The following is a 25,909-nucleotide window of genomic DNA, read 5'->3' on the forward strand; positions in this document are numbered from 1 at the left end:
GCGGAGTGCGCGCTGCACGCTCGCATCGCTTCTAGTGCAGGAGCTCGGCGTAGCCTTCGCGGAAGGTCGGATAGCGGTGTTCGAAACCGCTTCCTACCAACAGCGCGCTCGACACGCGCTTGCCCGCGCCGCGTGTGTGCTCGCCGCGTCGTGACTGCGCGTCGCTCGCAGTGCTCGGGCGCGGCGGCTCCACGCCCAGTCGCTCGGCCAGCCAGCGCAGCACGGTGGACTCGAGCACCGGTTCGCGATCGGTGCCGCACACGACGGTCGGCGCGTCCGTGTGCGTGAGCAGGTGCACGACCGCACGTGCGGCGTCGTCGACGTGGATGCGGTTGGTGATGCGTTCGGGGTCCACGGAGTAGGTCGCCGCACCCGAACGCACGCGCTCGACGAGGGACGTGCGCCCGGGCCCGTAGAGGCCGGAGAGCCGCAGGGACGTCGCTCGGAACGGCGTCGCGGCGAGCAGGTCCTCGGTCGCGACGAGCACGCGTCCGGTCGCGCTCGCGTGCCCGGTCGACGACCGCTCGTCGACCGCGCCGCCCTCGTCCTCGCCGTAGACGCTCGTGGACGAGGTGAACACGAGTCGCTGCACCTCCTGGCCGGTCGCGACCAGCGCGGCGACCAGGCTGCGGGCGCTGGCGAGGTAGGTGCGTTCGTAGAGCTCGGTCCGCGAGAGGTTCGGGCCGCCCGAGCGCGACGGCGCGACCGCCAGGACCACGCTGTCGAGCCGATCCGGCAGCTCGAACGGGCCACTCGCGAGATCGCCCGCGAGTGGCACGATCGGCGCCGGCAGGCCGCTCGGATCGCGTCGCAGTCCGAAGACCGTGGCGCCCCGTTCCGCCGCCAGGAGCGCCACGCGCGTCCCCAGGTCGCCGCAGCCGGCTACGAGGAGGCGCTCGATCGGCCTGCTGGCCGACTCGTCCGAGCGCTCGCTCACCGGCTCTCGGCGCTCGCCGGTGCCACCGCGGCCGGAACGGGGCGACGCAGCACGCCGCTGTCGAACAACTCGGGCGCGCCGATCGGATCGTCGCTGCCGCTGCCCAGCGTCAGCATGCGCGACTCCCACGTGCAGGTGCCGCCGCCTTCGAACGCGTAGCGCAGCTCCAGGCGCAGCGAACCGCGCGTCGAGGTCAGGTCGTAGAGCAGCACGATCGTCCCGTCGTCGCCCGCGCGCGCCACGCCGTCGAAGTAGGCGCCGTCGACGCTCCAGGCGCGGTAGGTCACGCGTCCGCGGGCCGGGTCCCAACCGATCTGCCCGTCGATGGCGAGCGTCCAGTCGCCGTCGATCCGGACCTCGGTCGACAGGCGCGCCAATCGCTCGGGGAAGACGTCGGTCAACGTCACGCGCTGCAGCAGCTGCGTCTCACCCGTCCCGACCGTGCCTTCCCAGGACCCGCCGCGCAGAGGGTCGAGGAACGCGAGGGGATCGCTGTTCGGGACGATGGCTTCGTCGGGTGTCGATCCCAGGCTCAACTCCACCGAAGCACAGCCGGAGATGGTGGCGACGAGCGCGACGACCACGGTCGCGACAGCGTGGCGAGCGCGGTGATGACGAGCGGAGCTGTTCATGGGCGCACGGTAGCAGGGGCACGCGCCGCGGCGCACGGACCGAGCGCCGCGCCTCTCGGGGTGGGGCGCGGCCGCGCGTCCGCTAGTCTCGCGCGATGAGAAGCGCCCCCGTCGTCCAGAACTCGAGGTCCGTCGTCCACGCCCCGCACGCCATGGTGGCCACGAGTCAGCCGCTCGCCACGTCGGCGGCGTTGGCCGTCCTGCGCGACGGCGGTTCGGCGGTCGACGCGGCCCTGTGCGCGAACGCGGTGCTCGGTGTGGTCGAACCCACCGGCTGTGGGATCGGCGGCGACCTGATGGCGATCGTTCACGATCCGAAAGAGCGCGCGGTCGTCGGCTTCAACGGTTCCGGTCGTTCCCCGCTCGCCCTCACGCGCGCGGTCCTCGAGGAGCGCGGCGTGACGGCGATTCCCGCGCGCGGCGGTCTGGCGGTCAGCGTGCCGGGCTGCGTCGACGGCTGGTGCGCGCTGCACGAACGCTTCGGCGTCCTGCCGCTCGCGCGCGTGCTCGAGCCGGCGATCGGCTACGCGCGCGAAGGCTTCCCGCTCTCGCCCGTGATCGCGCACGAGTGGGCGGCGGGCCTGGCGAACCTGAAGCAGTACCAGTCGTTCACGGACCAGTTCGCGCAGGACGGGAAGGCGCCGCTCCCCGGTCGGACGTTCGTGCGCCGCGGACTCGCCGACGTTCTGCAGCGCATCGCCGAACAGGGGCGTGCGGCCTTCTACGAGGGCGACGTGGCCCGAGCGATCGAGCGGGCGGTGGGCGCCGACGGCGGACTGTTGTCGATGCGCGATCTCGCCGACCACGCGGGCGAATGGGTCGAGCCGCTGTGCGTGACCTATCGCGATCTAAAGGTCTACGAACTGCCGGGCAACACCCAAGGGCCGACGGCGCTCGAGATGCTGGCGCTGCTCGAGCACTTCGACGTGGCGAGTCTCGACTTCCAGAGCGCCGACCACGTCCACCTGTTCACCGAGATCAAGAAGCTCGCCTTCGCCGACCGCGCGCGCTTCATCGGCGATTCGAGTCATCCGACGTCCAGCGGATCCGCGGGCGACGGGAGCATCGTCCTCGATCCTGGGTACGTCGCCGAACGCGCCCGACTCGTGTCCATGGAACGCGCCGCGGTCGAGGTGCCGAGCGGCGCACCGCTCGTGGCCCAGGGCGACACCGTCACGCTCGCGGTGGGGGACGCGGGTGGCCAGATGGTCAGCCTGATCCAGTCCAACTTCCGCGGTTTCGGCTCCGGCATCGCGCCCAGTGGACTCGGCTTCGTGCTGCAGAACCGCGGCGAGCTGTTCGACCTCTCTCCGGGCGCTGGTGCGAACGCGTACGCGCCCGGCAAGCGTCCCTTCCACACCATCATCCCGGGCTTCGCGAAGCGCGGCGGCGAGTCGTACCTGGCGTTCGGCGTGATGGGCGGCGACACCCAACCCCAGGCCCACGCCCAGGTGCTCTCGAACCTCGTGGACTTCGGCCTCGACCTGCAGGCGGCCGGCGACGTGCCGCGCTGGGTCCACCTCGGCGAGGCCTCGCCGACCGACACGCCGGCCGGCGGCGGGATCGAGGGCGTGGGGGAGTTGGTGCTCGAGACGGGGATCGACGCGGAGGTCGCCCGTGGGCTCGAGGCCCGCGGACACCGGGTGAGAGCCGACGCCCAGCGCCGCAGCGGCCACTTCGGCGGCTACCAGGCCGTGGCGCGCTCCAGCACGACCGAATCCTCGAAGAGGGTCTACTCGGGCGGGTCCGACGTTCGAAAGGACGGGAACGCCGCCGGCTTCTGAGAGAGGACTCCAGAGCCGTCGGTCACCCCCCCCCTGTCCGGGAGCAGCGCCCCGGATCGTCCCCGTTGATCACAGATCCGACGACACTCCTGGTGAGTGTGCTGACCCTCGGTGTCGGCGCTCAGTGGTTGGCGTGGCGCATGCGCCTCCCGTCGATCGTTCTGTTGATCGTGCTGGGGCTCGCGATCGGTCCGCTCGGCGGCCTCGTCGATCCCGACGCTCTGCTGGGCGAGCAGCTCTTCCCGTTCGTGTCGATCGCCGTGGCCGCGATCCTGTTCGAGGGCGGACTCAGCCTGCGCGTCAAGGAACTGCGCGAGACGGGTCGTCAGCTGTGGCGCCTGATGACGGTCGGCATCCTCGCGACCTGGGTACTGATCACGGCACTCGGTGTCTGGATCATCGGGCTCGATCTCGAGCTCGCCCTGCTCCTCGGCGCGATCCTCGTCGTCACGGGACCGACCGTGGCGCTGCCGCTCCTGCAACACGTGCGACCGGAGCGGCGCATCGGTGCGCTGGTGAAGTGGGAGGGGATCGCGAACGACCCGATCGGTGCGCTGCTCGCCGTGCTCGTGCTCGAGTGGATGTTGGCGGCCGGTGCCGGTTCGAGCCCGTTCGTGTCGCTGGCCATCGCCCTGGTCGCGGGCGTCGGCATCGGCGGATTCGGTGCCTGGTTCGTCGGCCTCGCGCTCAAGCGTCACTGGCTGCCGGACGCCTTGCACGGCGCCGCGGTGTTGATGGCAGCGCTCTTCGCCTACGTCGCGGCCAACGGCGTGCACCACGAGTGCGGACTGATGGCCGTGACCGTGATGGGCATCGGACTCGCCAACCAGCGCGACCTCGACATCGAGCACGTCCTCGAGTTCGGCGAGAACCTGCGTGTCGTGCTGATCGGCGGTCTGTTCCTGCTGCTCGGTGCGCGCGTCCAACTGGCGGACCTGGCGCTGCTCGGTCCGGCGAGTCTCGCGTTCGTCGCGCTGATCGTTCTGTTCGTGCGCCCGTTCGCGGTCTGGACGAGTCTCGTCGGGCTCGGCGTGCCGTGGCGCGAGAAGGCCTTCCTCGGGATCATGGCGCCGCGCGGGATCATCGCCGCGGCCGTGGCGAGTCTGTTCGCGCTCCAGCTCGAGGAGTACGGCTTCCACCAGGCGCGCCTGCTCGTTCCGCTGGTGTTCCTGGTGATCCTGACCACGGTTTCGGTCTGCGGGCTGGCGGCGCGGCCGCTGGCGCTGGGGCTCGGGCTGGCGAGCGAGAAGAACGACGGCTTCCTCGTCCTCGGCGCGCATCCGTTCGCACGCGCGATCGCGGAGTCGCTCCTGGCCGAGGGCGTGCGCGTCGTGCTCGTCGACTCCAACCGTGCGAACATCGCGGCGGCCGAGGCCGCGGGCATACCGGCCCACCACGCGAGCATCCGTTCGGACTGGGTCCAGAGCGACCTGGCGCTCGAGGGCATCGGCCACTTCGTCGGTCTGGTTCCGAACGACGAGGTCAACGGTCTGGCGGCGCTGCGCTTCCAGTCGCTCTTCGGCCGCGCCAACTGCTTCCAGCTCGCGGCGACGGCGCGCGACGACGAGACCTCGCGACTCGACGACCAGGCGCTGGCCCGCGTGCTCTTCGGTGCGCAGTTCACCCACGCGGAACTCGAGCGGCGCTTCGTCGCGGGCGCGCGGCCGCGGCGCACGACCTTGACCGACGGCTTCCAGTTCTCCGACCTGCTCGAACAGCACGGCGACGGAGCGGTGCCGCTGTTCTGCGTGAAGCGCACCGGAGCGGTCCAGGTCTTCGGGTCCGACATGCGTCCGACGCCGGAGCCCGGCGACCGCCTGATCTGCCTCGTGGCCGACCAGGCCGCCCGGATCGAGCGCCGCGCGTCGGCGGCCTGAGTTCGCGGATGCCGGCGGTGGGGCCCGGGCGGTGCGGGCCCTGGGACGGGACGCCCCGCGCGCGCGGTCCTCACCCCTGACCCGATCGGGATCGGGATGGGGGGGCGCGGCCCGAGGGATCCTCCTCGGCCGGACTCGCGGCGCCCCTCGGTCCCGCTTCCCTAAAGCCCCCGGGATGAACAGGGAACGCGGGAGCGGCCCCGATCGTCGAGGACCCACCGACCACTCCCATGGACGTGAGTCACTATCATGGGAGGCGGTTGAGAGCCCTGTGGGCCTCCGTCGGCCGCGCGTCCTCGCGCGCCGCGGCAACCCGACCCTCACTCCTGCCGTCCCCGACCCACCCCGACGACCCCCGATGATCCGAACTGCAGTATTGAAACGCCGCTCCCTCGACGCCCTCGGGGCCGGCACCTTCGGGCTCGCCGCGCTCCTGGTGCTCGCTCCCGCCGCCACCGCCCAGTCGAACATCATCCCCGGGACCGACGTGTCCCTGGGCCAGCTGGGCGACATCGACGCCGTCGGCCGCGAAGGGACCTTCCCGAACGGGATGAACGGCGCCGCCATGTCCACCACCTCGTGCAACGTCGGATCGGTGCAGGTGCCCTGGTTCTCGCCGATGAACGAGGACCACCCGTTCATCGCCTTCATCGTCACGCGCGAGGACGACAGCGGCCGCATCTACCAGATCTCGGACCGCAGCTACCTCAAGCACGGCTTCTTCGCGCTCGCCAGCAACGAGTGCAACCTCGGCTGCAACCCGCCGAGCCAGTTCGGCGACTACCTCGGCGTGGGCTGCTCGGACACCTACGGCATCTCGAACAACTCCGACAAGTTCTACCTGGGCCCGCCGGAAGAGGTGGATCCCTGGCTCGGAGAGTGGGACGCGTTCTGCTCCTACTTCGACCTGGGACTGAACCCGGGATCGTGCAACGGACTGCGCAGCTTCTCCCAGAGCCAGGCCGCGAGCCTCGGCCCGGTCGGAACGCGCATCAACGTGTCGGACCAGGACCTGATCGACAGCGGCACGAACGCGCAGTTCGCCTACCAGGCCTACTACGTCATCCGCGGCGAGCAGGAGTCCAACCGCGGCAACAACCTCGGTTGGCGCGACATGACCGCCAACTGGAACGGCACCAAGTGGAACCTGGACGGGTCCGGTAGCCTCAACGAGGGTTCGATCCTCGACAGCTGGGACGGTGCGACGGTCACGTCGGCCACGAACGGCCTGACCGATGGGCGCGTCTACGCCGGCGTCGTCGTCACGACCACCCGTGACGGTGAGTGGCACTACGAGTACGCGCTGCACAACCGCGACAACTCGCGCGGCGTCTCCGAGTTCCGCGTGCCGTTCTGCTCCGCCGCCCCGCCGAGCAACTTCGGCTTCCGCGACGTGGACGACGACGCGGGCAACGACTGGACGGCGACCGTGGTCGGCAACGAGCTGGTCTTCTCCGCTCCGGCCGGCAACGCCCTCGAGTGGAACACGATCTTCAACGTCTGGTTCGACTGCCCCGCGGCTCCCGAGAGCGGCGCCGCCGTCCTCGTCCAGGACCAGCCCGGCGCCGGTCCCGGCCAGTTCTCGATCCTGACCACCGTTCCGACGCTCGCCGTCCTGAACGACCTCGGTCCGGGTTGCTCGCTCTCCGGCACCCCGCCGCGCCTCACCCTCGCCGGGAACGACCAGTTCCCCTCGCTCGGCAACTCGGGCTTCAAGCTCGCCGTGCGTGACCAGGCCGCCGGTTCCTTCGGCTACCTGTTCTACAGCGGGACCACCTCGGTCACGCCGATCCCGCCGTCCTGCACGGCGTACCTCGGTGGAACCTTCGGGATCGACATCTTCACCCTCGGGACCGCGGTGTCGAACCCGTCGGGCAACTCGGTCTACTCGCTGCCGATCCCGAACAACCCGGCCTTCGAGGGTGCGGAGCTGACGCTGCAGTCGGTCGTCGTGAACCTCGGCGGTCCGTTCGCCGGCATCGCCGACCTGTCGAACGGCGCGCGCCTGCGCGTCGGAAACGCCATCAGCGGCTGCTTCTGATCCCAGCGGCCGCCGCGGGTCCACGACTCGCGGCCGGCCCATCTCGAGGGACGAACTCGACACCTCGGCGCGGCGCGTCCGCTTCCCTTCGCGGGGGAGCGGGCGCGCCGCGCTCCTTTGGACTTCAAGCACGGCGCGTCCTGGTGTCGAAGGGAACCGGAGTCCGGCGCGCTCACCGCGAGCACGTCCCGGTCTCCGCGCGGCCCCACTCGACGTTCCCCCGTGTCCACCGCCCCTCGCCCTGCCCGAGCCTTCGACTCCTTCCTCGGATCCAAACTCGAATGGGCCCGCTGTGGTCCCCACGAGGACCAGCACTGGTTGCTCCTGTGCTTCGGAGCGGCCGGAGTGGTGCGCGTCGAGGGGGCGCGCGACGGCATCAGCCTCAGCTGCAACGCGGTCGAGGCGGCCCCGCCCCAGGTCCGGCCCCGGCCGACGCCGTTCGCCCTCTGCGTTGGGCGCGTGCTGATCGCCGTCACGCCGCGCCTCTCGGAATACGAGAGCGAGCAGGACGACCTCGGTCCGTCCGGCATCTGCCTCGAGTTCGACGGCGGCCGGCGCGTCTGCGTGCGCCATGCGGACGGTGAGCTGATCCTCGATCGCACCGGGCGCAGCGGCGACGACGACCAGTCGCTCGCCGGCTGAGCGCGGCCGAGGACGAAGGACCGTCAGCGCGTGCCGCGCGCCGACAGCCACTGCTCGAGTTCGAGCGTGGCCGGATCGGACGGGAACGTGGCGCCCAGGAAGGTGCGTCGCTCCGCGCCGCGTGCGTCGTCGCCGACGGCGTAGAGCAGCCGCGCGTGGTTGGCGACGGGGCGTGCGAATCGCGGTCCCGTCGGGCCGATCGTGAGGTTCTCGATCCGTGCGGCGCGCGCGGCCAAGGGACCGAGTCGCCGCGGATCGGGGGCCGCGTCGCCCAGCTCCTCGAGGGCCTGGTCGATCGATCGCGCGAGCTCGGCGCTGGCCCGCTCGAGCGCGAGCGGATCGTCGCTCGCCCGCGCCATCTGGACGTCGATCAACTCGAGGCGCACCGCGGCGTCCTCGTCCAGGCGCGCGAGGGCCGCTTCGAACGCCGCTTCGGCGGGGGCCAGTTGGTCGAGGCGCGCCAGCAGCCGCCCGCGCCCCAGATCGATCTGCGGTTCGTGCCACAGGCCGTAGCGCACCAACCAGTCGAGGTGCCCCAGCGCCGCGCGCGCTTCGTCGACCGCTTCGGCTCCACCGATGCGGAAGGCCGCGAAGCGCGCCTGGGACGCGGTGTCGTGGTAGCGCACCACGCCCGAGTGCACGGTGAACACCGCGAACAGGACGAGGCCGAGCGCCGCGATCCGCCCGCGTCCGGTGAGGCGTCCGTCCACCTTCATGCGCAGGTGTTGGACGGTGAGGTCGCGCCGCGTCACGAGGCGCCAACCGACGATCGTGCAGAAGGCCGCGGCGAGCGCGATCGTCACGGCCAAGAGGTCGGGCACCAATCCGTACAGCCGGCGGTAGGCGAAGACCACGGTCAGAAGGAACACGACCGCGAGCGCGATCTCCTCGGGCCACGTGAAGTCGAACGCGCGCGCGCGCTTCGGCGGCCCGGGGGCTTCCGCGGCCGGCTCGGGGACCGTCGCCCGCGCCTTGAACCCGAAGAACAACGCGTCCTTCGGGCAGGCGCTGACGCAGTCGAGGCACTTCATGCAGCCGGCGTCGGTGACCATGCGCGCGGGCGAGGCGACCTCGGTGTGCACCTCGACGTTCGATGTGCAGACGGCGGTGCAGTGGCCGCAGCCGTTGCAGTCGTCGGTGACGCGGATGCGCCCCTTGGCGAAGCGGTCGGCCACCGCGAACACCGCTCCGTACGGGCAACCGTAGGTGCAGAACCCCTTGGCGCCGAGCAGCCACACGATCAGGAAACCGACCGCCAGGAAGGTGACCGCGGCCATCGCGGGGCCGGGGAAGCGGGCCCAGAAGTCTTCGGTGGTGAGCGCGACCGTGACGCTCTTCGGCAGCGTGCCGTCGAGTGCCTGCAAGAGGCTCGGCGCGACGAACATCCAGAACGCGACGAGCAGGGGCACGAACGCGAGCAGGCGCGAACGCACGGGCTTGGGCGAGAGGCCGAGCTTGCCCAAGAGCCACGCGCAGCCGTCCTGCAGCGCGACCACGTGGCAGGCCCAGCCGCAGAAGAAGCGCCCGAACACGAGCGTCGACACGATCGCGACGCCGAACAGCACGAACCCGGCGTTGACGATGCCGCGCGTCAGGGTCTGGCCCGCCTCGGACGGCTCGAGCGGCGAGATCGTCTCGCCGAACGTGAGCCAGTACCAGATGCGCGCCGCGATGACGACGTGGACCGCGAGCAGCACGAGCGCGCGCCAACGTCCGCGCTTCGAACGCGGCTTCGCGGCGACGCCGGGCACCGGGCCACAGCCCGCCTTCATCGCTCGCGCCGCCGGAAGGGCGCCGGCGTCGAACTTCGTGTGCTGCCAGGGCATGGGTGGTCCGCCGCTACTTCTTCTTCGGACGGAAGACCTCGACGACCTTCGGATCGCCCTCGAGGTACGGGCCACCGATCAGGTCGATGCAGTAGGGCACGGCGGGGAAGACCGCGTCGAGGCAGACGCGGATCGCCGCCGGCTTGCCCGGCAGCGTGATCACCAGGCAGTGGTGCATGATCGCGGCTGTCTGGCGCGAGAGGATCGCGGTCGGCACGCCCGAGGCCAGCGACGCGGCGCGCATCGCTTCACCGAATCCGGGCATGAGCTTGGTCGCGACCCGTTCGATGGCCTCGGGCGTCAGATCGCGCGCCGAAGGTCCCGTGCCGCCGGTGGTGCAGATCAGGCAGGCGCCGCGCGCTTCGAGGTCGCGCAGTCCCACCTCGACCTCCGTCACGCCGTCCGAGACGATCTCGCGCACGAAGCGGCAGTCGGTGGCCAGGTACTGGCGCAGGACCTCTTCGATCGCGGGGCCGGACAGGTCCTCGTACTCGCCGCGGCTGGCGCGGTCGCTGATGGTGAGGATCCCGATCGTGGGGCGTTCGTCGGTCATCGGAAGGGCGGGCAGGGGAGTGGGGCGGGGACGGTCGCGGTGACGATGGCCGAGGGGGCGGAGCGGGAGTCTCGGCCCGGGCGGCGTCCGCAGCGGCGCCGGGCCAGCGACCTCGCTCGAACTTCGAGCGGTCGCGGTCCGGCGCCGGGACCCGGGCGAGGCCCTACTCGGGCCGCCGACCGGTTCCGTCGATGGAGGATACGGCCCTCGGGCCGCCCGTCGAGGACCGCTCGACGTCCGCGGTCCGAACGACGGCCACAGACCCGACCCCGAGCCGACCATGCAACTCGACCCCGAACGACTCCGCCGCCTCACCACCTCCGTGCAGGCCATCGAGCGGGTGGATCCCCGCACCGCGCAGCGCCTCACGTGGCCGGCCGAACTCGATCACCTGCGCACGGATGCGAACGGCCACCTGGTCCGCGACTGGCGCGGCGCGCTGCTCGGCCTCGAGAACGGCGAGCACTCCGTGGTGGAGGAGGCCAGGCGACCGGGTGAGCACGGCGTCTGGTTCGGCGTCGGTTCCGGTCGCGGCCTCGACGCGGCCCTCGCGCGCGGCGAACGCTTCGTGCTGTGGGAGCCGGATCCCTCGCTGCTGCGCCTGATCCTCAGTCGCACGAACTGGGCCGACGCGATCGCCGAGGACCGCCTGCGCATCGCGCTCGGAGCCGATCTGGTCGCGCTCGCGCGGCGCCGTCCGGGTGGACCGCTCGTGGTGGACGCGGCGACCGCCCACATGCGTGCGCCCGAGCTGCGCCTCCTGCGGGCCGGCGGCACGCGACCGATCGCGCTGCTCGTCGAAGGGCGCCTGCTGGTCGACGGGATCGCCGCCGCGCTCGAACGGCGCGGCGTCGACGGCTACCAGCTCGACGTCGAACGCCTGTCGCGCGAGGAACTCGACCACGCGGTGCGCACGCTCGCGCCGAAGTTCGCCATCGCCATCAACGAGACCACGGGACTGGCCGCGTTCACCGCCGACCACGACCTTCCGCTCGCCATCTGGGAGATCGATCCGACCACGGACTCGCCCCGTCCCCTCGACCGCCGCACGCCGCGCGCGCAGGTGTTCACCTACCGCCGTTCGCACGTGGACGGCTTCCGCGCGGCCGGCTACGAGCACGTGGAGTACCTGCCCCTGTGCGCCGACCCGATCGCCCGTCGACCGCGGCGTCTTTTGGGTCCCGAGCGCGTGGCCTACAGCGCGCCCGTCGCGTTCGTCGGAGCCAGCATGGCCGTGCAGGCGCGCGCCCACATCGAACGCTTCGCGACCCAGCTCGGATCCCTGCGCGGTACGAACCAGAACGCGCTCGCCGCGGACCTCGCGGGCGTCGAGCGCGCCATCGCCGAGCAGTGCGAGGACCTCGGGACCTACCGCCTGCCGGAGCTCCTGCGTCAGCACGCCGGTGCGGCGCTCGACCTGTGGAACAGCAGTCCCGTCGTGACCGAGTCCGCCGAGGCGCTCCTGTCGGAGTTCGTCGCGGGCAAGAAGCGCGCGGCCGCGATCGACGCCGTGGCGCCGCTGGCACCGCACCTGTGGGGCGACGCGGGCTGGCGGGAACACCTGGCCGAGCTCGATCCCGAGTCGGCCGCGAACGTGCGCTTCCGCGGACCGGCGGGCAACCGTGAGGAGATCGAGCGCATCTACTCCGGCGCGACCGTCAACATCGACATCGGGCGCCTGTACCAGAACGACATCGTCACTCTGCGCGTGTTCGACGTGCTGGCCTGCGGTGGCCTGTGCCTGACCGAGCACAACGACGAGGTCGGGAACCTGTTCGAGGTCGGCGTCGAACTCGACACCTGGAGCGACCTGGACGAGCTGCGGGCGAAGACCGCCATGTACGTGGCCGATCCCGCGCGCGCCGCCCGGATCGGAGCGGCTGGCCGTCGCGCCATCGAAGAGCGCCACGGGCTGGACCGTCGTCTCGACCACATGCTGGCCGGGCTCGTCTCGCCGGCGTGGGCGCACGCGGCGTAGGGCCCGCGCCCTTCGATCGGGCTGTTCCGGCCCGATCGAACGGAGCTCGAGTCCCTGACTCTCAGCCGAGTCCGAGCGGCGGCAACGGCGACGGTTCGGTCAGCGCTCGCAACACTCGCATCAGCGACTCGATCGCCCGTTCGCGGTGGCCCATGTGCGCGATCTGGTTCACGAGCGGCGCGGAGTTCGTCTCGAGGATCACCGCTTCGGACGGATCCGCGTCGAGCGAGGCCACGCGCAGATCGATGCCGATGTGGCGCAGGTGCATGGTCTCGGCGACGCGGCGGCACCAGTCGGACCACGCGGGCGGCAGGTCGTCGATCACGCGCGCGGTGGCACAGCGGTTGAGGTTCATCACGCCGCCCGAGAAGTCGAGGTCGGTCCCGGCCGCGAGGACGGTGGCGAGGCTGCCTCCCGCGCGCTCGGCCAACAGCGTCGAACGCTCGACCTCGGCCAGGCGGACGGCGCTCTCGACCGGGTCGCCGTAGCGCGGATCGCACGCGGCCAACAGCTCGGCAATCGTGCGCACGCCGTCGCCGCGCGCCACCAGTGCTTCACGCTCGTAGCCGACGAGGAACTCGCCGTCGAGCAGGTCGAGCCGGAACTCGCGCCCCGTCGCGAACGTCTGCACGAGCGCGATGTCGTCGGCCGCGAACACGTCGTCGATCGCCGCCACCATGGACGCTTCGTCCACGACGCGCCGAACGCCGCGTCCGTGGCTGAGCCGATTCGGCTTCACGACCAGCGGAAAGCCCCGTTCCCGTGCGAACTCGAGCGCGGGCGCGGGTCCACAACGGGACGCGTACTCGCCGTGTCCGAACTTGGCGGGGGACAGGCAGCGCGCGGTGCTCGGGACGCGGAATCCGGCCCGTTCGAGCACGATGCCGCCGTAGTGCTTGTCGCCGCTGATCTGGGCCGCCGAGGCGTCGTTGATGGGTACCTTCGCGCCGCAGATCGTGCGCCGCACGCCGCGTCCGTCCTCGAGCTCCCACAGGAAGCCGAACTCCGGGTCGAGGATGCGGGTCGTGAAGCCCAACCGGTCGGCGGCCTCCTGGTAGAGGGCCACGGCCAGGGGCGGCGATGCGAGAGTGGTGCGCATCCCGGGAGGGTAGCGAGCGGGCCCTGTGGGAAGATGCGCCCAGTCCCCGCGTCCGCGCCGGACGGGCGCCGATCGCGCTCCGTTCCGCTTCGCTCCCGATCCCGCCGGCCCCGATCCGATCCCATGACCCTGCCCGCCCCGAAGCTCACCGCCGGACTGTTCGTCCTGGCCCTCGCCCCGCTCGCCGCGACCGCTCTGCGGCAGGACACGGCCGCCGTCGAGAAGCCGGTGGAGGCGCCGCTCGTCATCGACCGCTTCATCCAGCAGGAGGGGCGCGCGGCGCACGTGCGCTTCTCGTTCGAGGACAACGAACTCGTGATCGTGGGGGAGGCGGACCGGCCGTTCGTCTATCGCGAGGTGGACGAGGCGACGGCCCTGTGGTGGACGACGCTCGGCAGCCTGCGCGACGCGCCGGAACTCGAGTTCCTCGTGCACGAACAGGGACGCCGCGCCGCTCAGGATCCGGACCGCGACGTGCTCGACCTGCCCGACGACTATCGCGAGCTCACGAGTCTGGCTCTGGTGGCGGCCGAGCTCGGAAGCGAAGTCACGGCGCGCGTGAACGCCAACGCCGGCGATCTCGATCCCCAGGACCCCGCGCACTTCCGCCAGCTGCACACGGTCTCGCCGCTGCGGCCCTACCTGTTGCTGAACGACGAGGGGCGGCTCGATCTGGTCATCCCGGCCACCTCCACCGAAGGCCTGTGGTTCGACGGCGAAGCGCTCGGCGACGGGTCCGAGCAGCGCCTCGGTGGCCTGCGTCTCGACCTGTGCTTCACGGCGCGGCTCGACCTCGTGCCCGCCGCGTCGCTCGAGTGGATCGAGACGGCCTACGACGGATCCAAGCCGTACCGGCCGTTCGTGCCCGAACCGACGATCAACGACATTCGCAACCGCTGAGCGAACTACGAGCGGTCTGCGCCGTCAGCCGCGCTTCGGGTCCGGCGCGGGCGAACGCCGCCACTGCTCGGCGAGCAACGCGAAGCGCTCGTGGTCGCGCCAGCGTCCGCGGATCTTGAGGTAGCGCGGCGAGTAGCCCTCGAGCCTGAACCCGAGACTCGTCGCGACCTTCTTCGAGCGCTCGTTCTGCGGTTGGATGTTGGCCTCGACGCGGTGCAGGTCGTGGGTCCCGAACAGTTCGTCGAGGCACAGCGCCATGCCGGCGCGGAACAGGCCGCGTCCGGCGAACGGGGCGAAGGCCTGATAGCCGAAGTAGCAGCTCTTGAACGGTCCGCGCACGATGCCGCTCGCGTTGGCGCCGCCGACCAGGCCGCGGCTCTCGCGCTCGACGATCAGGAAGGCGATGCGCGTCGGGTCGCCGGTCTGCATCTCGAGCCACGTGCGATAGGCCTTCACCGAGTCCGGCGGCGAGACCCACGGGCCGTGGAGGGCACGGCTCGCGCGCACGGCGGCCACGAACGCTTCGGCGTGGCGCGCGGTCGGCGTCTCGAGGCGCACGGGCGAGCGAGCCGCGCGCGGAGGCCAGATCGTCTTCGAGCGCCGCTCGGTCACGTCCGCACCCCGTGCTCTTCGAGCTGCCGATCGAGGCTCGCACGACCGAACAGGGCGACGAGCCGGCGCACCGGCGGATCCTCGTCGTCCACGAGGTCCACCTGTGCGAGCGACCCGAGGCCCGCGCGTTCGAAGCCGGCGAGTTCGATGGGGACCAACGGCCAGGGCATCGCGCCCGGCGCTTCGTCCGACTCGCGCGCGCGGCAGGCGACGAACAGGAGTCCGCCGTCGGCCACGAATCCGGCCAACGGCGCGAACGCGCGCGCGCGCAGGTCGGGGGGCAGGACCTGCAACGTGTTGACCTCGACGACCAGGTCGAACGCTCCGTTCCACGCGTCCGGTGCGTCGAACAGGTCCGCGACCCGCCAGTCGATCGCAGCTTCGGGGAAGCGCTGCACCGCGCGGTCGATCGCCGACGGCGCGACGTCGAACGCCGTCACGGCGTAACCGCGCCGCGCGAGCTCGGCCGCGTCGTCACCGAAGCCGGTCCCGACGACCAACGCGCGCCGCGCGGGCACAGATCCAGGCGCGGCGGGCAGGCCTTCGAGTGCTCCGTCGAGCCAATCCACGAGCAGCGGGTTCGCGCACTCGTCGGCCCACGGCACCGCCGCCGCGCCCGCCCGCTCGAGCGCGTAGAGCTCCTCGAACCAGGCCAGCGCTTCGTCGCGACGAAGAGCCTCGTGCGCCAGCTCGCGCGCCGTCGAGCGCCGGTCGCTCATGCCGCGTCCACCGTCACGGCCGGCCCGATCGGCTCGACGATGTCGGGTCCGTGCTCGCCGCGGAAGTTGACCTTGTGCGAGATCGGCAGCGCGTCGAGGAGGTTGCCCGGGACCGGTGCCTCGATCGCGGCGCGCAGAGCGTCGGTGTCGTCGCAGGTCGGGTCGAGCCACAGTCCGTAGCGATCGGGGTGCACGATCGCCGGCATGCGCGGATGGCCGATCGCCTCCATCAACGCGTTGTTGCGCGTGGTGACGACGGTGTACGTGGTGACGATCTCGCCCGTCTGGGGATCGGTCCACTCGGACCACAGTCCGGCGAAGCAGAACGGCGAGCGATCGGCGAAACGGACCCAGTAGGGCCGCTTCTTCGGCTCGCCCGGTTCGGGCACGCGTTCGAAGAAGCCGTCGGCGGGCACCAGACAGCGGCGCTTCGGGAAGGCGCTGCGCCAGATCGGGCTGGACGTCAACTTGTCGAGGCGCGCGTTGAACGTCGAGTAGCGCAGGCGGCGCTCCTTGGCGAAGTGGGGCACGAGCGACCACTGGTCCGCGCGACGGGCGACGACGCCGTCCTCGATCGAACTGGTGACGATCGGTCCGCTGTCGAACGGGCGCACGGCCCACGAACGCTCCAGTTGAAAGGCCGTGGTCGCGAACTCGATCCGCAGCTCCTGCCAGCCGTCGGGAGTGGTGTAGCCGCCGCACATGGGACGACGAGCCTAGCACCAGGACACGGCGGGACCGAAGGCGAGCGCGGTCCGGTGCGCCCGATCGGCTCGTTCAGCGCCGAGGGTCGGATGGGCCGCTGGCGTCACCCCCGGCGCCGGGTCCCCAGTTGGTAGCCTCGGCCGGACCATGACCACGGCTTCCGACAATGCTTCGTACCTGCGCGTGCGCTTCGCCGCGCGGCTGCTCTCGGCGCGCCCCGAGTCCGTGCTCGACGTCGGGGCCGGTGAGGGCCACCTGCTCGCCACTCTGCGCAGCGCCGGGATCGCCGGCACGGGCTGTGAAGCGAGCAAGGAGCGCGTCGCGGCACTCGTCGCCGACGGGTTCGTGGCGCTCGAGGCGGAAGCGGCCGACCTGCCGTTCGACGACGGAGCGTTCGACTGGGTCGCGATGCGCCACGTGCCGCACCACCTGCCCGATCCTGGGGCCGGACTGCGCGAGGCGTTGCGCGTGGCCCGTCGCGGACTGCTCGTGGCCGAGCCCTGGTACGACGTGGACCTTCCGAGTCAGCGCGCCGCGTTGGCCGCCGAGCGCTGGTTCAAGGGGCGCGACCGGGCGGCGGGCATGGTCCACGGCGAGAACCTGTCCGCGGCGGAGCTGCTCGAGGCCGTCGGTGCGGACGCGGAAGCGGCGGACGCGCTCGACTGCGAGGTGACCCATCTCGTGCGTCTGCGCCGGCGATCGACCGAGGACCTCGTCCTGGCGGCGACGCCGCACCTCGTCGAGCTCGGCCCCGACGACCCCGCGCGCGAGGAGTGGAACGCGGTGCTCGAGCAGGTGGCGGAGTGCGGGCTCTCGTGGAACGGCTCGGTCGCGGTCGCCCTGGAGAAGTCGAGCGCGTGAACGGGAGGCGCGTGTCAGGTGCAGCGCGCGGCGAGTGGCGCGGCGCGCGCGTCGGCGTCGGCGTCGACGGCTGTCGCGGCGGATGGTGCGGCTTCGCGCTTCGGGCCACCGGTTTCGACGGCGAGCGCTTCACCGAGGCGCGCCTCGCCGGTGCCTGCGAGAGCGACCTCGAGCGACTCGTCGGCGCACTCGGCGCACCACCGCGCGCGCGCCTGTGTCTCGACATGCCCATCGGCCTGCCCGACGGGACGGCGACGCGCGCCTGCGACGACGCCGCTCGTCGGGCGCTCGGGCCGCGGCGCTCGAGCCTGTTCGCCGCGCCGCCGCGCGCCGTCCTGCACGAGGTCGAACACGCGGTGGCCAACGTCATCGCACGCCGTGCGAGCGGTCGCGGGCTGTCGCTCCAGAGCTTCCACCTGCTGCCGAAGGTCCGCGCGGTCGACGTCTGGATGCGCGGTTCCAGCGCGGTGGCGGACCGGGCGGTGGACCGGGCGGTGGAGTGCCATCCCGAGCTGGCGTTCGCGCGGCTTCGCGGTGCGCCCATGGACGAGCCGAAGCGCACGCCGGGTGGCCGCGCCGCGCGCCTCGAACTGCTCGAACGCCTCGTTCCCGGCGCGCGGGACGCCACAGAAGAGCTGCTCGCGCGCCATCGACGCTCGGAGCTGGCCCACGACGACGTGGCCGACGCCCTGGTGCTCGCGGTCGTCGCCGCTCTGCCCGAACGCGCCGTCGAATCGCTCGGCGAGGTGGATGGTGCGATCCCCGTCGATGCGACCGGGCTCGCGATGCGCATCCTCGCGCCGCGCGTGGACTGGCGCGAGCGAGCGACTAGACCGGCCAGATCACCGGAATGAGGATCGAGGCCGTGACCCACAACAACAGGTTCATCGGCAGCCCGACCTTCAGGTAGTCGCGGAACGAATAACCGCCGGGGCCCATGACCATCGTGTTCGTCTGGTAGCCGATGGGGGTGGAGAAGCTGGCGCTGGCCGCGAAGGTGACCGCGATCAACAGCGGCTTCGGATCCATGTCCATGCGCACGGAGATCGCGAAGCAGATCGGCGTCAGCAGGACCGCCGTCGCGTTGTTCGAAACGAACTCGGTCAGGACGCTGGTGAGCAGGTAGAAGGCGGCGATCAGCACGTACGGGCCCGCTGGCCCCGCGATCTCGACCACCGCGTTCGCGAGGCGCGCGGCCAGACCGCTGTGCTCCATCGCGATGCCGAGCGGGATCATGCCGGCCAGCAGCAGCAGCACCGACGGATCCAGCGCGCGCGTCGCGTTGCGCACGGTCAGACAGCCGGTCAGCAGCATCGCCACGGCGCCGGCGATCGCGAGCAGGGCGAACGGTGCCGCACCGATCGCGCCGAGCGCGACGACGCCGAGCAGGATCGCGATCGCTAGCGGCGCCTTCTTCGGGATCGTCGACTGGGTCTCGACGCCCACCATCAGGAGGAAGTCGCCCATGTCGTGGATCGTGCGCAGGTTCGTCGGCTCGCCCTGGACGAGCAGCACGTCGCCCGCGTCGAGGCGCTGCACCCGGAGGTTCTTGTGGTGCTGTCGACCCAGACGGCGGATCGCGAGCACCTGGATGCCGTGGCGGCGCGACAGCCCCAGGTCGCGCACCTTGCGCCCGATGAAGCGCGAGTTCGGCGTGACGACGGCCTCGGCGAGGCGCAGGTCCACGCGCGCCGTGCGCGTCCCGGGGTCCGAACTGGGCGCCTCCTGCGCCTGATCGTCGCCCGCCGCGCGAGCTTCCGCCGCCTCCATGAACAGCGCGTTGGCGCCTTCGAACATCTCGCCCGCGAGCAGTTCGTTCAGCGGTACGCGCTCGTCGTCGGCCACCGCCGTGCCGCGCTCGACGTCGGGATCCTCGAGCAGCTTGTGCAGATTCTGCGCCGTCGACTCCACGTACAGCACGTCGCCCGGCAACAGGCGCATGGCGGGCGGCGGCGTCAGGATGGGCTCTTCGCCGCGAACGATCTCGAGCACCTTGATGTCGCGCGAGCTGTCGAACACTTCGCTCAGCCGCTTGCCGGCGTAGCGACTCCCGCCCTTGAGCAGCACCTCGGTGATGAAGCGACCGGGCGTCTGCACCGCGAGCAGATCGGTGAATCCGGCGCGGTCGGGCAGGAGGCGGTGGCCGACCAGGAACAGGTACGCGCCGCCGACCGCGACGAAGGCGAGCCCCAGCACCGTGAACTCGAACATGCCGAAGCCCGCGTGTCCGTGGTCGCGCGCCAGTGAGTCCACGAGCAGGTTCGTGCTCGTTCCGATCAGCGTGCAGGTGCCGCCGAGGATCGAGAAGTAGCTGACGGGCAGGAGCAGCTTCGACGGCCGCGTGTTCCGCCGCCGCGCCAGTTCCAGGGCGACCGGGATCATCAGCGCGACGATCGCCGTGTTGTTCATGAACGCGCTGAGGAGCGCCGTCGGCACCGCGAGCGCGAGCAGCGTCGACCCGTACGAACCGCCCGTCCGCCGGCCCAGGAACGCGCCCAGGTACTCGACCACGCCCGTGCGTTCGAGACCGGCCGACAGGACGAGCATCGCCGCCACCGCCAGGGTCGCCTGGCTCGCGAATCCCGACAGGGCCTCGTCCATCGCCAAGAGGCCCGACAGCCCGAGGAAGGCGATCAGACCGAGGGAGACGACTTCCACGCGCACGAGCCCGCTGACGAGCAGCGCGAACGTGGCCAGGAGCACGACGGCGAGGACGATCTCGGGGGAGAACACGGATCGAGAGGAGAGGCAGTGGGGGCAGCGTCCGCGAGCGTTCGGCCGCGCGCCTGCCGAGACTATCGACGTTGGACGCCCGATCGGTGCTCCGTCGGCGCTCCACCTGTGCCAGCGGCGAGGTTCGGGGCCCGGTTTCGCGCGTCGTCGACCGGATGGTGGGGGTGGACCGCCGGGGTGGATCGCGGCGCGCCGACCCCGGAGAATCCAGGGCATGACGAACGGGACGACGGTCGGCTTCGCGGTGCTGTACCGCTGGCGGTTGGTGGTGGGCCGCGAGCGCGACTTCGAGGCCGCCTGGGCCGAACTGACGCGCATGATCCGCGCGCGCTGCGGGGGCCTCGGGAGCCGGTTGCAACGCTGCGCCGACGGGACGTACTGCGCCTACGCCCAATGGCCCAGTCGCGCCACCTGGGAGTCGATGGTCCTGGACGATCCGCGAGCGGGCGAACTGCGCGCCGCAATGGCGGCCGCGGTGGAGCAGGTCCTTCCCACCGAGACCTTCGACGTGGTCGCGGACCTGCTCGGACCTGTGGCCCACTGACGCGGTGCGCGCGGGCCGGCGGCGCGCAGTCGCACCACCGGCTCGCGTTCGGAATCACCCTCCCGGCATGGGGACGAGCGGCGTTCCCTCGACGCGCACCCGCACCCGGTCGGGACCCAGCTCCTCGTACTCGAACGACACGTCGAGGAAGTGGCCGATCACCTCGGCGTTCGTGCGCGTGTGCAAGGAAGGCGTCGTGGTCGTGAACGAGCCGCCGCCCGCGAGCGCGAGAGGCAGGAGCAGTTGGTCGGCCAGGTGTTCGCCCACAGCCACGCCCGCGGCACGGAACGCGCGCACTTCGTGGGCCAGGTCCGCGGCCACCTTCTCGGACGGCACGCCGCGGCGTCCACAGGCGGTGAAGTGCTCGACGCGGCCGTCCTCGAGAGGCACGTCGACGCTGAGCACGTTGCCCGGTCCGACGCTGTCTCTGTCCCTGCGATCGAAGAGCTGGTTCTTGCCGATCGGCAGCAGAGCGGCGAGCTGACGCAGTTCACGCCCTCCGACGCGTTGGTCGATCTTCGACGTCGTCGCGACGGCGTACATGCCCTTGTCGGTGGCCGTCGTGTCGAGGTCGAGGGGAGCGAGCGGCGCGGTCAGGGGCTCGATCGCCACGCGGATGTGTCCACCGCCGGCGGGGTAGTAGCCCGCGCGTTCGATCTCGACGTGCACGTCGGCGCCCATGCGCTTCACGAGCGGCAGGAAGCTGGTGGTCAGGAACGTGAACGTGGGCGCGGCCAGCACGTGCGTTCCGCCGGTCAGCTCCAGCGCGCTCACACCGTCCGCGAACAACAGCGGGTACAGCACGGTCTGCAGCACGAGGCTGGTCGCACCGGCCGTGCCGATGTCGAAGCGTCCGGTGACGGCGTAGCGGCCGGCGGGCTCGAAGACGAGCGCTTCGCTGCCCAGTTCGTCGCCTCGCACCAGGGCGCCGGACGCGCGCGCCGCGGCGCGGACGCAGGTCAGGTGCTGGCGCATGAGGCCGGGCTTCCTGCGGCCGGCACGGATGTGCGTCAGCTCGAGCGCGCGGCCCGTGAGGCAGCTCAACGCGAGCGCGCTGCGCAGCACTTGACCGCCACCTTCGCCCAGCGAGCCGTCGAGGCGCACGGGGTCGGTCGCGGGGCTGCGCGCGTGGTCGTCGGTGGTGGGCTTCATGGCTTCGAGCGGAACGAGTGGAGGCACCGCGCGGTGCCGGCGACGTGTGTGCCGTGGGGACGGCGATTCGAAAGTGTCGGGTCGCCCGAGGTCGGACGGCCCGACGGCCCGGGCCCATCGACGCCAAGAGGTGAGCGTCGCAGCCCGGGCCGCCCCGCGCGAGTCGAAAGACGGCGACGACTCGTTCGAGTGAGCGCTGGGAGATCGCGCGCCCCGAAGTGCCGGGCGCGCTGGTGTCGGTGGTGGCTCGCGGACGAGCAGCGTGTCGAGAGCGGGCGGTGAGGCGGCGGACGCGTCGTCGCGCCCGCCGCTCGGTGACAGCCGTGTGGCCGACTCGCCGCGCGTCCGGCTCGGCCGTTGGTGGCTCAGCCTTTGACGCAGACGATCTGGCGCAGGGTGTGGACCACCTCGACCAGGTCGGACTGCGCCGCCATCACGGCGTCGATGTCCTTGTAGGCCATGGGGATCTCGTCGATGACGCCCTCGTCCTTGCGGCACTCGACGCCCTCGGTCGCGCGGATCTGGTCCTCGACCGTGTAGCGCCGCTTGGCTTCGGTGCGCGACATCACGCGACCGGCGCCGTGGCTGCAGGAGTGGAAGGAATCGGGGTTGCCCTTGCCGCGGACGATGAAGCTCTTCGCGCCCATCGAACCGGGGATGATGCCGAGATCGCCGAGACCTGCGCGCACCGCACCCTTGCGGGTCACGAGCACCTCGTCGCCGAAGTGCGTCTCGCGCTCCACGTAGTTGTGGTGGCAGTTGACGACCATCACGTCGGCCTTGAACTGGCGGATGCCGTCCGTGCGACGCGTCGCTTCGATCACGGCCTGGAGCATGAACTCGCGGTTCTTCGCCGCGTAGTCCTGGGCCCAGCCGACCGCTTCCACGTAGTCGTCGAACGAGTTCGTGCCTTCGGTCAGGTACGCGAGGTCCTTGTTCGGCAGGCTGCCCAGCTCGTGCTCCAGCTCGCGCTTGGCGCGCTCGATGAAGTACGTGCCGATGCGGTTGCCGACGCCGCGCGAACCCGAGTGCAGCATGAACCAGACGCGGTCCTCCTCGTCCAGGCAGACCTCGACGAAGTGGTTGCCGCCACCGAGGGTGCCGAGTTGCTTGGCGGGGTGACGTTGGGTCACGGCCCTGGGGTGCTTGGCGCGGATGGCCTCGAAGCGATCCTCGAGCTTCTTCCAACCGCTGGTGATGGCGCGCGGCGCCTCGTGCCACGAACCCTTGTCGCGCTTGCCGCGCGTCATGCCGTGGGGCACGAGCTTCTCCACGTTGCTGCGCAGCTCGCGCAGGGTGTCGGGGAGGTCGCTCGCGGTCAGCGTGGTCCGCGCCGCGCACATGCCGCAGCCGATGTCGACGCCGACCGCCGCGGGCACGATCGCGCCCTTGGTGGGGACGACCGAACCGATCGTGGCGCCCAGGCCGAAGTGGACGTCGGGCATGGCCGCGATCCAGCGGTGGACGAAGGGCAGTTGGGCCGTCTGGCGCAGCTGACGCAGGGCGCCCTCGTCCACGTCCACGCCGTGGATCCAGGCCTTGATGGGGGCGCGTCCGCTCTCGATGGTGACGGGTCCGCTCATAGTGGTGCGAGGGGTGGGGGCCGGTGGGCCGGGTGGAGTGGGGCGGCGGCCCGTGCGGGCGCGCCGATCGTGCCCCCTGCAAGGCACCGGGTGTGCCGCGAGCGGTGAGCGGTGGCGAAGAAGTGCTTTCGAGGCGAGTGAAGTTTCGAACTGGAAAAGACTTACCGTCAATGGGCCCCTCCGCTCGACGCCCGGGCTCTAGCGTGGCCGCCCTGCTGGCGATGAGAATCTCAGCTAGATGACGCGCTCACAGGATACGAAGCGACCCGTGGCCGTGGTCGGCATCGTCGGGCACAAGCTCGACGGCAGCGGCCGCCGCAACCGTTGGGACACCTGGCGACCGAGCGTCGCGATCGCCCAGCAGCCCGATCTGCTGGTCGCACGTTTCGACCTCTTGCACCTGCCCGGCGACGCGTCGCTGGCGGGGATCGTGGCGCGGGACATCGCGCGCGTCTCGCCCGACACCCAGGTGGTGCGGCGCGAGCTTGCGATCGACGACCCGTGGGACCTCGAGGAGGTCTACGCGGCGCTGTTCGACTTCGCGGTCGAACGCGACGTGGATCCCGAGGCCGAGGACCTGCTCGTGCACGTCTCGACCGGCACGCACATCTGGCAGATCTGTCTGTTCCTGATGGTCGAGGCGCGGCTGTTGCCCGGACAGCTGCTCCAGATGCGTCCGCCCCAAGGAGGTGAGGGTATCGAGGGCGGCCACGCGCGCGTGGACCTGGACCTGGCGCGCTACGACCGCATCGCGCGGCGCTTCGAGGAACAGCGGCGCGGCGCCACGTCGATGCTCAAGGCGGGCATCGCCACGCGCAACGCGCGGTTCAACGCGCTGGTGGACGAGCTCGAGCGCGTGGCGGAGGGCTCGCGCGAACCGATCCTTTTGCTCGGACCGACCGGCGCGGGCAAGAGTCAGCTCGCGCGCCAGCTGTACGAGCTCAAGCGCGCGCGCCACGAACTCGGTGGACCGTTCGTCGAGGTGAACTGCGCGACGTTGCGCGGGGACGCTGCCTCGTCGGCGCTCTTCGGCCACGTGCGCGGCGCGTTCACCGGCGCCGAGTCCGCGCGCGAGGGACTTCTGCGCACGGCCGACGGTGGACTCCTGTTCCTGGACGAGATCGGCGAGCTGGGTCTCGACGAACAGGCGATGCTGCTGCGCGCGATCGAGGAGGGGACGTTCCTACCGGTGGGCGCGGACGCCACGGTCACCAGCCACTTCCAACTCGTCTGCGGCACGAATCGCGACCTGGCCGAGGAGGTGCGGCGCGGGACGTTCCGCGACGACCTCCTGGCGCGCATCGACCTGTGGACGTTCCGGCTGCCGGCGCTGGCCGAGCGGCTCGAGGACCTCGAGCCCAACCTGGACCACGCGCTCGAGTCCGAGTCCCGTCGCCGCGGCGCGGTCGTGGCGCTGAACCGCGAGGCGCGCGAGCAGTTCCTCGCGTTCGCCACCGGTCCGCGCGGCGCCTGGACGCGCAACTTCCGCGACCTCAACGGCAGCGTGGCGCGGATGGCGACGCTGGCGCGGGCCGGCCGCATCGACCGGGCCGTGGTCGACGCCGAGATCGAGCGACTCGAGCGGGCCTGGTCCGGAGGAGCGGCGTTGCCTGTCGGGTCAGGTCTTGGAACGAGCGGTGCGGGATCGGGTCCGTCGCGCGTCGAGCGCCACCTGGGTGCGGCCGCGGCCGAGCTGGACCTCTTCGACCGCCTGCAGCTCGAGCAGGTGCTCATCGTCTGCGAGCGCTGCGCGACCCTGTCCGAGGCCGGCCGCCTGCTCTTCGACCGCTCGCGCGAGCGCCGCGCCAGCACGAACGACGCCGACCGCCTGCGCAAATTCCTCGTGCGGATGGGGGTCGAGCCGGGCGGGGTGTTGGCGGGGTCGAATCGGCCCAGCACGTCCGGTTGACGGATTTCGGACCCGAAGCCCGCCCCGAAGCGTGTCAGGGATCGAGGTCCAGGGTGCGATGGTGCGGCGGCGCTCCCGCGTCACCACTTCGCGGCTCATCCCAGACCCGCGGACCAGGTGGCGCCTTCGCCTCCCGCTACTCCACCCGCGAGAACGTCACGAAGTACTCGCTCTCGGTGCTGTTGTTCGGGAGCACCATCGAGATCGTGAGGCGATCCCGGCCGACGCGTTGGTAGAGGATCGCGCGCGGGACGACGCCGGGGGCACCTTCGAAGCGCGCGTACTCGTTCGTCGACTCGACCAGCGTGTAGCTGGGGCGCGGGAGCGGGATCGCGCGCGCGCCGCGCACGTCGTAGCCGGTGACCTCGAGGATCGGCAGGCCGCCTTCGACCGGGTGCAGCACCATGTCCTGGTTGGGCGTGGTGACCTCGCCGCGTTCCTGGAAGTTGGTGGCGACGAGGAAGCCGTTCGCGTCCACGTCCCAGACCTCGAACTGGGTCGGCGCGCCGGAGTCCGCCGGTGCCGAGCCCGCACGCCAGGTCCCGACCAACCAGGTCAGGCGCTTCAGTTCGGGCGCGACGTCGTGGCTCGGGCGCGCCGGCTCCGGCCCGCTGCTGACGCAGCTCGCGGCGAACAGTGCGAGCGCACCGCCGAGAATCCCCGCGCCCGCGCGCAGGAGGGCGCGGCGGCCCGGGCCCGGGCCGCGGTGTGCGGCCGCGCGCCGGCTCCGATCGCCGGCGGATCGATCACGGGTGCGGGGGGCGTGGACACTCGTGGTGGCGGTCGTGCGGCTCATGGCGGAGGAGGATAGGGCGGCTGTGG

General features: G+C 71.5%; 22 protein-coding genes. 10 read left to right on the forward strand and 12 right to left on the reverse strand.

Annotated elements, in window-relative coordinates; all coding sequences use genetic code 11:
* Positions 1–31: 31 nt before the first annotated feature.
* Positions 32–937, reverse strand: coding sequence for an NAD-dependent epimerase/dehydratase family protein (locus tag Pla163_RS06660; protein ID WP_419186389.1), 906 nt, complete (start codon positions 935–937; stop codon positions 32–34).
* Positions 934–1,569: a hypothetical protein gene (locus Pla163_RS18835; protein WP_419186390.1), complete on the reverse strand. Its 636-nt coding sequence runs from the start codon at positions 1,567–1,569 to the stop codon at positions 934–936. Before Pla163_RS18835 ends, Pla163_RS06660 begins: the two co-directional genes overlap by 4 nt.
* A 95-nt stretch (positions 1,570–1,664) precedes the next feature.
* On the opposite strand from Pla163_RS18835, the gene Pla163_RS06665 reads away from it, so the two are divergent.
* The 4 genes from Pla163_RS06665 (at position 1,665) to Pla163_RS06680 (ending at position 7,913) form a co-directional block, all read left to right on the forward strand.
* A complete protein-coding gene (locus Pla163_RS06665) occupies positions 1,665–3,353 on the forward strand; it encodes a gamma-glutamyltransferase family protein (protein WP_145185469.1) in 1,689 nt (562 codons plus the stop codon).
* A gap of 92 nt (positions 3,354–3,445) precedes the next feature.
* On the forward strand, positions 3,446–5,230 hold the full coding sequence (locus Pla163_RS18840; protein ID WP_419186391.1) for a cation:proton antiporter: 1,785 nt from the start codon (positions 3,446–3,448) through the stop codon (positions 5,228–5,230).
* Between the two features lie 358 nt (positions 5,231–5,588).
* Entirely contained in the window at positions 5,589–7,271 is a 1,683-nt protein-coding gene (locus tag Pla163_RS06675; RefSeq protein WP_419186392.1) for a hypothetical protein, read from the forward strand.
* Positions 7,272–7,493: 222 nt separating this feature from the next.
* The gene (locus tag Pla163_RS06680) at positions 7,494–7,913 is read left to right on the forward strand and encodes a hypothetical protein (protein WP_145185475.1); all 420 of its coding nucleotides are present in this window, start codon (positions 7,494–7,496) and stop codon (positions 7,911–7,913) included.
* 23 nt (positions 7,914–7,936) lie between these two features.
* Here the strand turns inward: Pla163_RS06680 and Pla163_RS06685 are convergent, their stop codons facing one another.
* Positions 7,937–9,739: a 4Fe-4S binding protein gene (locus Pla163_RS06685; protein ID WP_145185478.1), complete on the reverse strand. Its 1,803-nt coding sequence runs from the start codon at positions 9,737–9,739 to the stop codon at positions 7,937–7,939.
* Between the two features lie 13 nt (positions 9,740–9,752).
* Complete coding sequence (mog, locus tag Pla163_RS06690) at positions 9,753–10,292, reverse strand: molybdopterin adenylyltransferase (protein WP_145185481.1); 540 nt, start codon at positions 10,290–10,292, stop codon at positions 9,753–9,755.
* 280 nt (positions 10,293–10,572) lie between these two features.
* Between mog and Pla163_RS06695 the strand changes: the two genes are divergently transcribed.
* Entirely contained in the window at positions 10,573–12,270 is a 1,698-nt protein-coding gene (locus Pla163_RS06695) for a glycosyltransferase family protein (RefSeq protein ID WP_145185484.1), read from the forward strand.
* 61 nt (positions 12,271–12,331) lie between these two features.
* Here Pla163_RS06695 and Pla163_RS06700 read toward each other — a convergent pair whose 3' ends face one another.
* A complete protein-coding gene (locus Pla163_RS06700; protein ID WP_145185486.1) occupies positions 12,332–13,369 on the reverse strand; it encodes a hypothetical protein in 1,038 nt (345 codons plus the stop codon).
* Positions 13,370–13,492: 123 nt separating this feature from the next.
* On the opposite strand from Pla163_RS06700, the gene Pla163_RS06705 reads away from it, so the two are divergent.
* Positions 13,493–14,269 carry a hypothetical protein gene (locus tag Pla163_RS06705; protein ID WP_145185489.1) on the forward strand — a complete coding sequence of 259 codons (777 nt, stop codon included), beginning with the start codon at positions 13,493–13,495 and terminating at the stop codon, positions 14,267–14,269.
* A gap of 24 nt (positions 14,270–14,293) precedes the next feature.
* Here the strand turns inward: Pla163_RS06705 and Pla163_RS06710 are convergent, their stop codons facing one another.
* From Pla163_RS06710 to Pla163_RS06720, 3 genes are read right to left on the reverse strand one after another with little or no spacing between them, the layout of a single operon-like run.
* Positions 14,294–14,881: a GNAT family N-acetyltransferase gene (locus Pla163_RS06710; RefSeq protein WP_419186393.1), complete on the reverse strand. Its 588-nt coding sequence runs from the start codon at positions 14,879–14,881 to the stop codon at positions 14,294–14,296.
* Positions 14,878–15,600 (reverse strand): class I SAM-dependent methyltransferase, encoded by a 723-nt coding sequence (locus tag Pla163_RS06715; protein WP_145185492.1) that lies wholly within the window; start codon positions 15,598–15,600, stop codon positions 14,878–14,880. Before Pla163_RS06715 ends, Pla163_RS06710 begins: the two co-directional genes overlap by 4 nt.
* Positions 15,597–16,304 carry an SOS response-associated peptidase gene (locus tag Pla163_RS06720; RefSeq protein WP_145185495.1) on the reverse strand — a complete coding sequence of 236 codons (708 nt, stop codon included), beginning with the start codon at positions 16,302–16,304 and terminating at the stop codon, positions 15,597–15,599. The genes Pla163_RS06715 and Pla163_RS06720 overlap by 4 nt, the downstream gene beginning before the upstream one ends.
* Before the next feature lie 148 nt (positions 16,305–16,452).
* On the opposite strand from Pla163_RS06720, the gene Pla163_RS06725 reads away from it, so the two are divergent.
* Positions 16,453–17,166: a class I SAM-dependent methyltransferase gene (locus tag Pla163_RS06725; RefSeq protein ID WP_145185499.1), complete on the forward strand. Its 714-nt coding sequence runs from the start codon at positions 16,453–16,455 to the stop codon at positions 17,164–17,166.
* 11 nt (positions 17,167–17,177) lie between these two features.
* A complete protein-coding gene (locus tag Pla163_RS06730) occupies positions 17,178–18,020 on the forward strand; it encodes a DUF429 domain-containing protein (protein WP_419186394.1) in 843 nt (280 codons plus the stop codon).
* On the opposite strand, the gene Pla163_RS06735 is transcribed toward Pla163_RS06730, so the two are convergent.
* Positions 17,995–19,899: an SLC13 family permease gene (locus tag Pla163_RS06735; protein WP_419186395.1), complete on the reverse strand. Its 1,905-nt coding sequence runs from the start codon at positions 19,897–19,899 to the stop codon at positions 17,995–17,997. The two genes, Pla163_RS06730 and Pla163_RS06735, sit on opposite strands and share 26 nt — an antisense overlap.
* Positions 19,900–20,113: 214 nt before the next feature.
* Between Pla163_RS06735 and Pla163_RS06740 the strand changes: the two genes are divergently transcribed.
* Complete coding sequence (locus tag Pla163_RS06740) at positions 20,114–20,443, forward strand: antibiotic biosynthesis monooxygenase family protein (RefSeq protein WP_419186396.1); 330 nt, start codon at positions 20,114–20,116, stop codon at positions 20,441–20,443.
* 54 nt (positions 20,444–20,497) lie between these two features.
* On the opposite strand, the gene rtcA is transcribed toward Pla163_RS06740, so the two are convergent.
* The gene (rtcA, locus tag Pla163_RS06745; RefSeq protein ID WP_145185510.1) at positions 20,498–21,595 is read right to left on the reverse strand and encodes an RNA 3'-terminal phosphate cyclase; all 1,098 of its coding nucleotides are present in this window, start codon (positions 21,593–21,595) and stop codon (positions 20,498–20,500) included.
* Between the two features lie 365 nt (positions 21,596–21,960).
* On the reverse strand, positions 21,961–23,178 hold the full coding sequence (locus Pla163_RS06750; protein ID WP_145185513.1) for an RtcB family protein: 1,218 nt from the start codon (positions 23,176–23,178) through the stop codon (positions 21,961–21,963).
* 238 nt (positions 23,179–23,416) lie between these two features.
* Between Pla163_RS06750 and rtcR the strand changes: the two genes are divergently transcribed.
* Positions 23,417–25,087: an RNA repair transcriptional activator RtcR gene (gene rtcR / locus Pla163_RS06755; RefSeq protein WP_145185517.1), complete on the forward strand. Its 1,671-nt coding sequence runs from the start codon at positions 23,417–23,419 to the stop codon at positions 25,085–25,087.
* Positions 25,088–25,223: 136 nt separating this feature from the next.
* Here the strand turns inward: rtcR and Pla163_RS06760 are convergent, their stop codons facing one another.
* The gene (locus tag Pla163_RS06760) at positions 25,224–25,883 is read right to left on the reverse strand and encodes a hypothetical protein (RefSeq protein WP_145185519.1); all 660 of its coding nucleotides are present in this window, start codon (positions 25,881–25,883) and stop codon (positions 25,224–25,226) included.
* Positions 25,884–25,909: the final 26 nt, after the last annotated feature.

Origin of the sequence: Rohdeia mirabilis (genome assembly GCA_007750655.1) — a bacterium.
Lineage (GTDB): Bacteria > Planctomycetota > UBA1135 > UBA1135.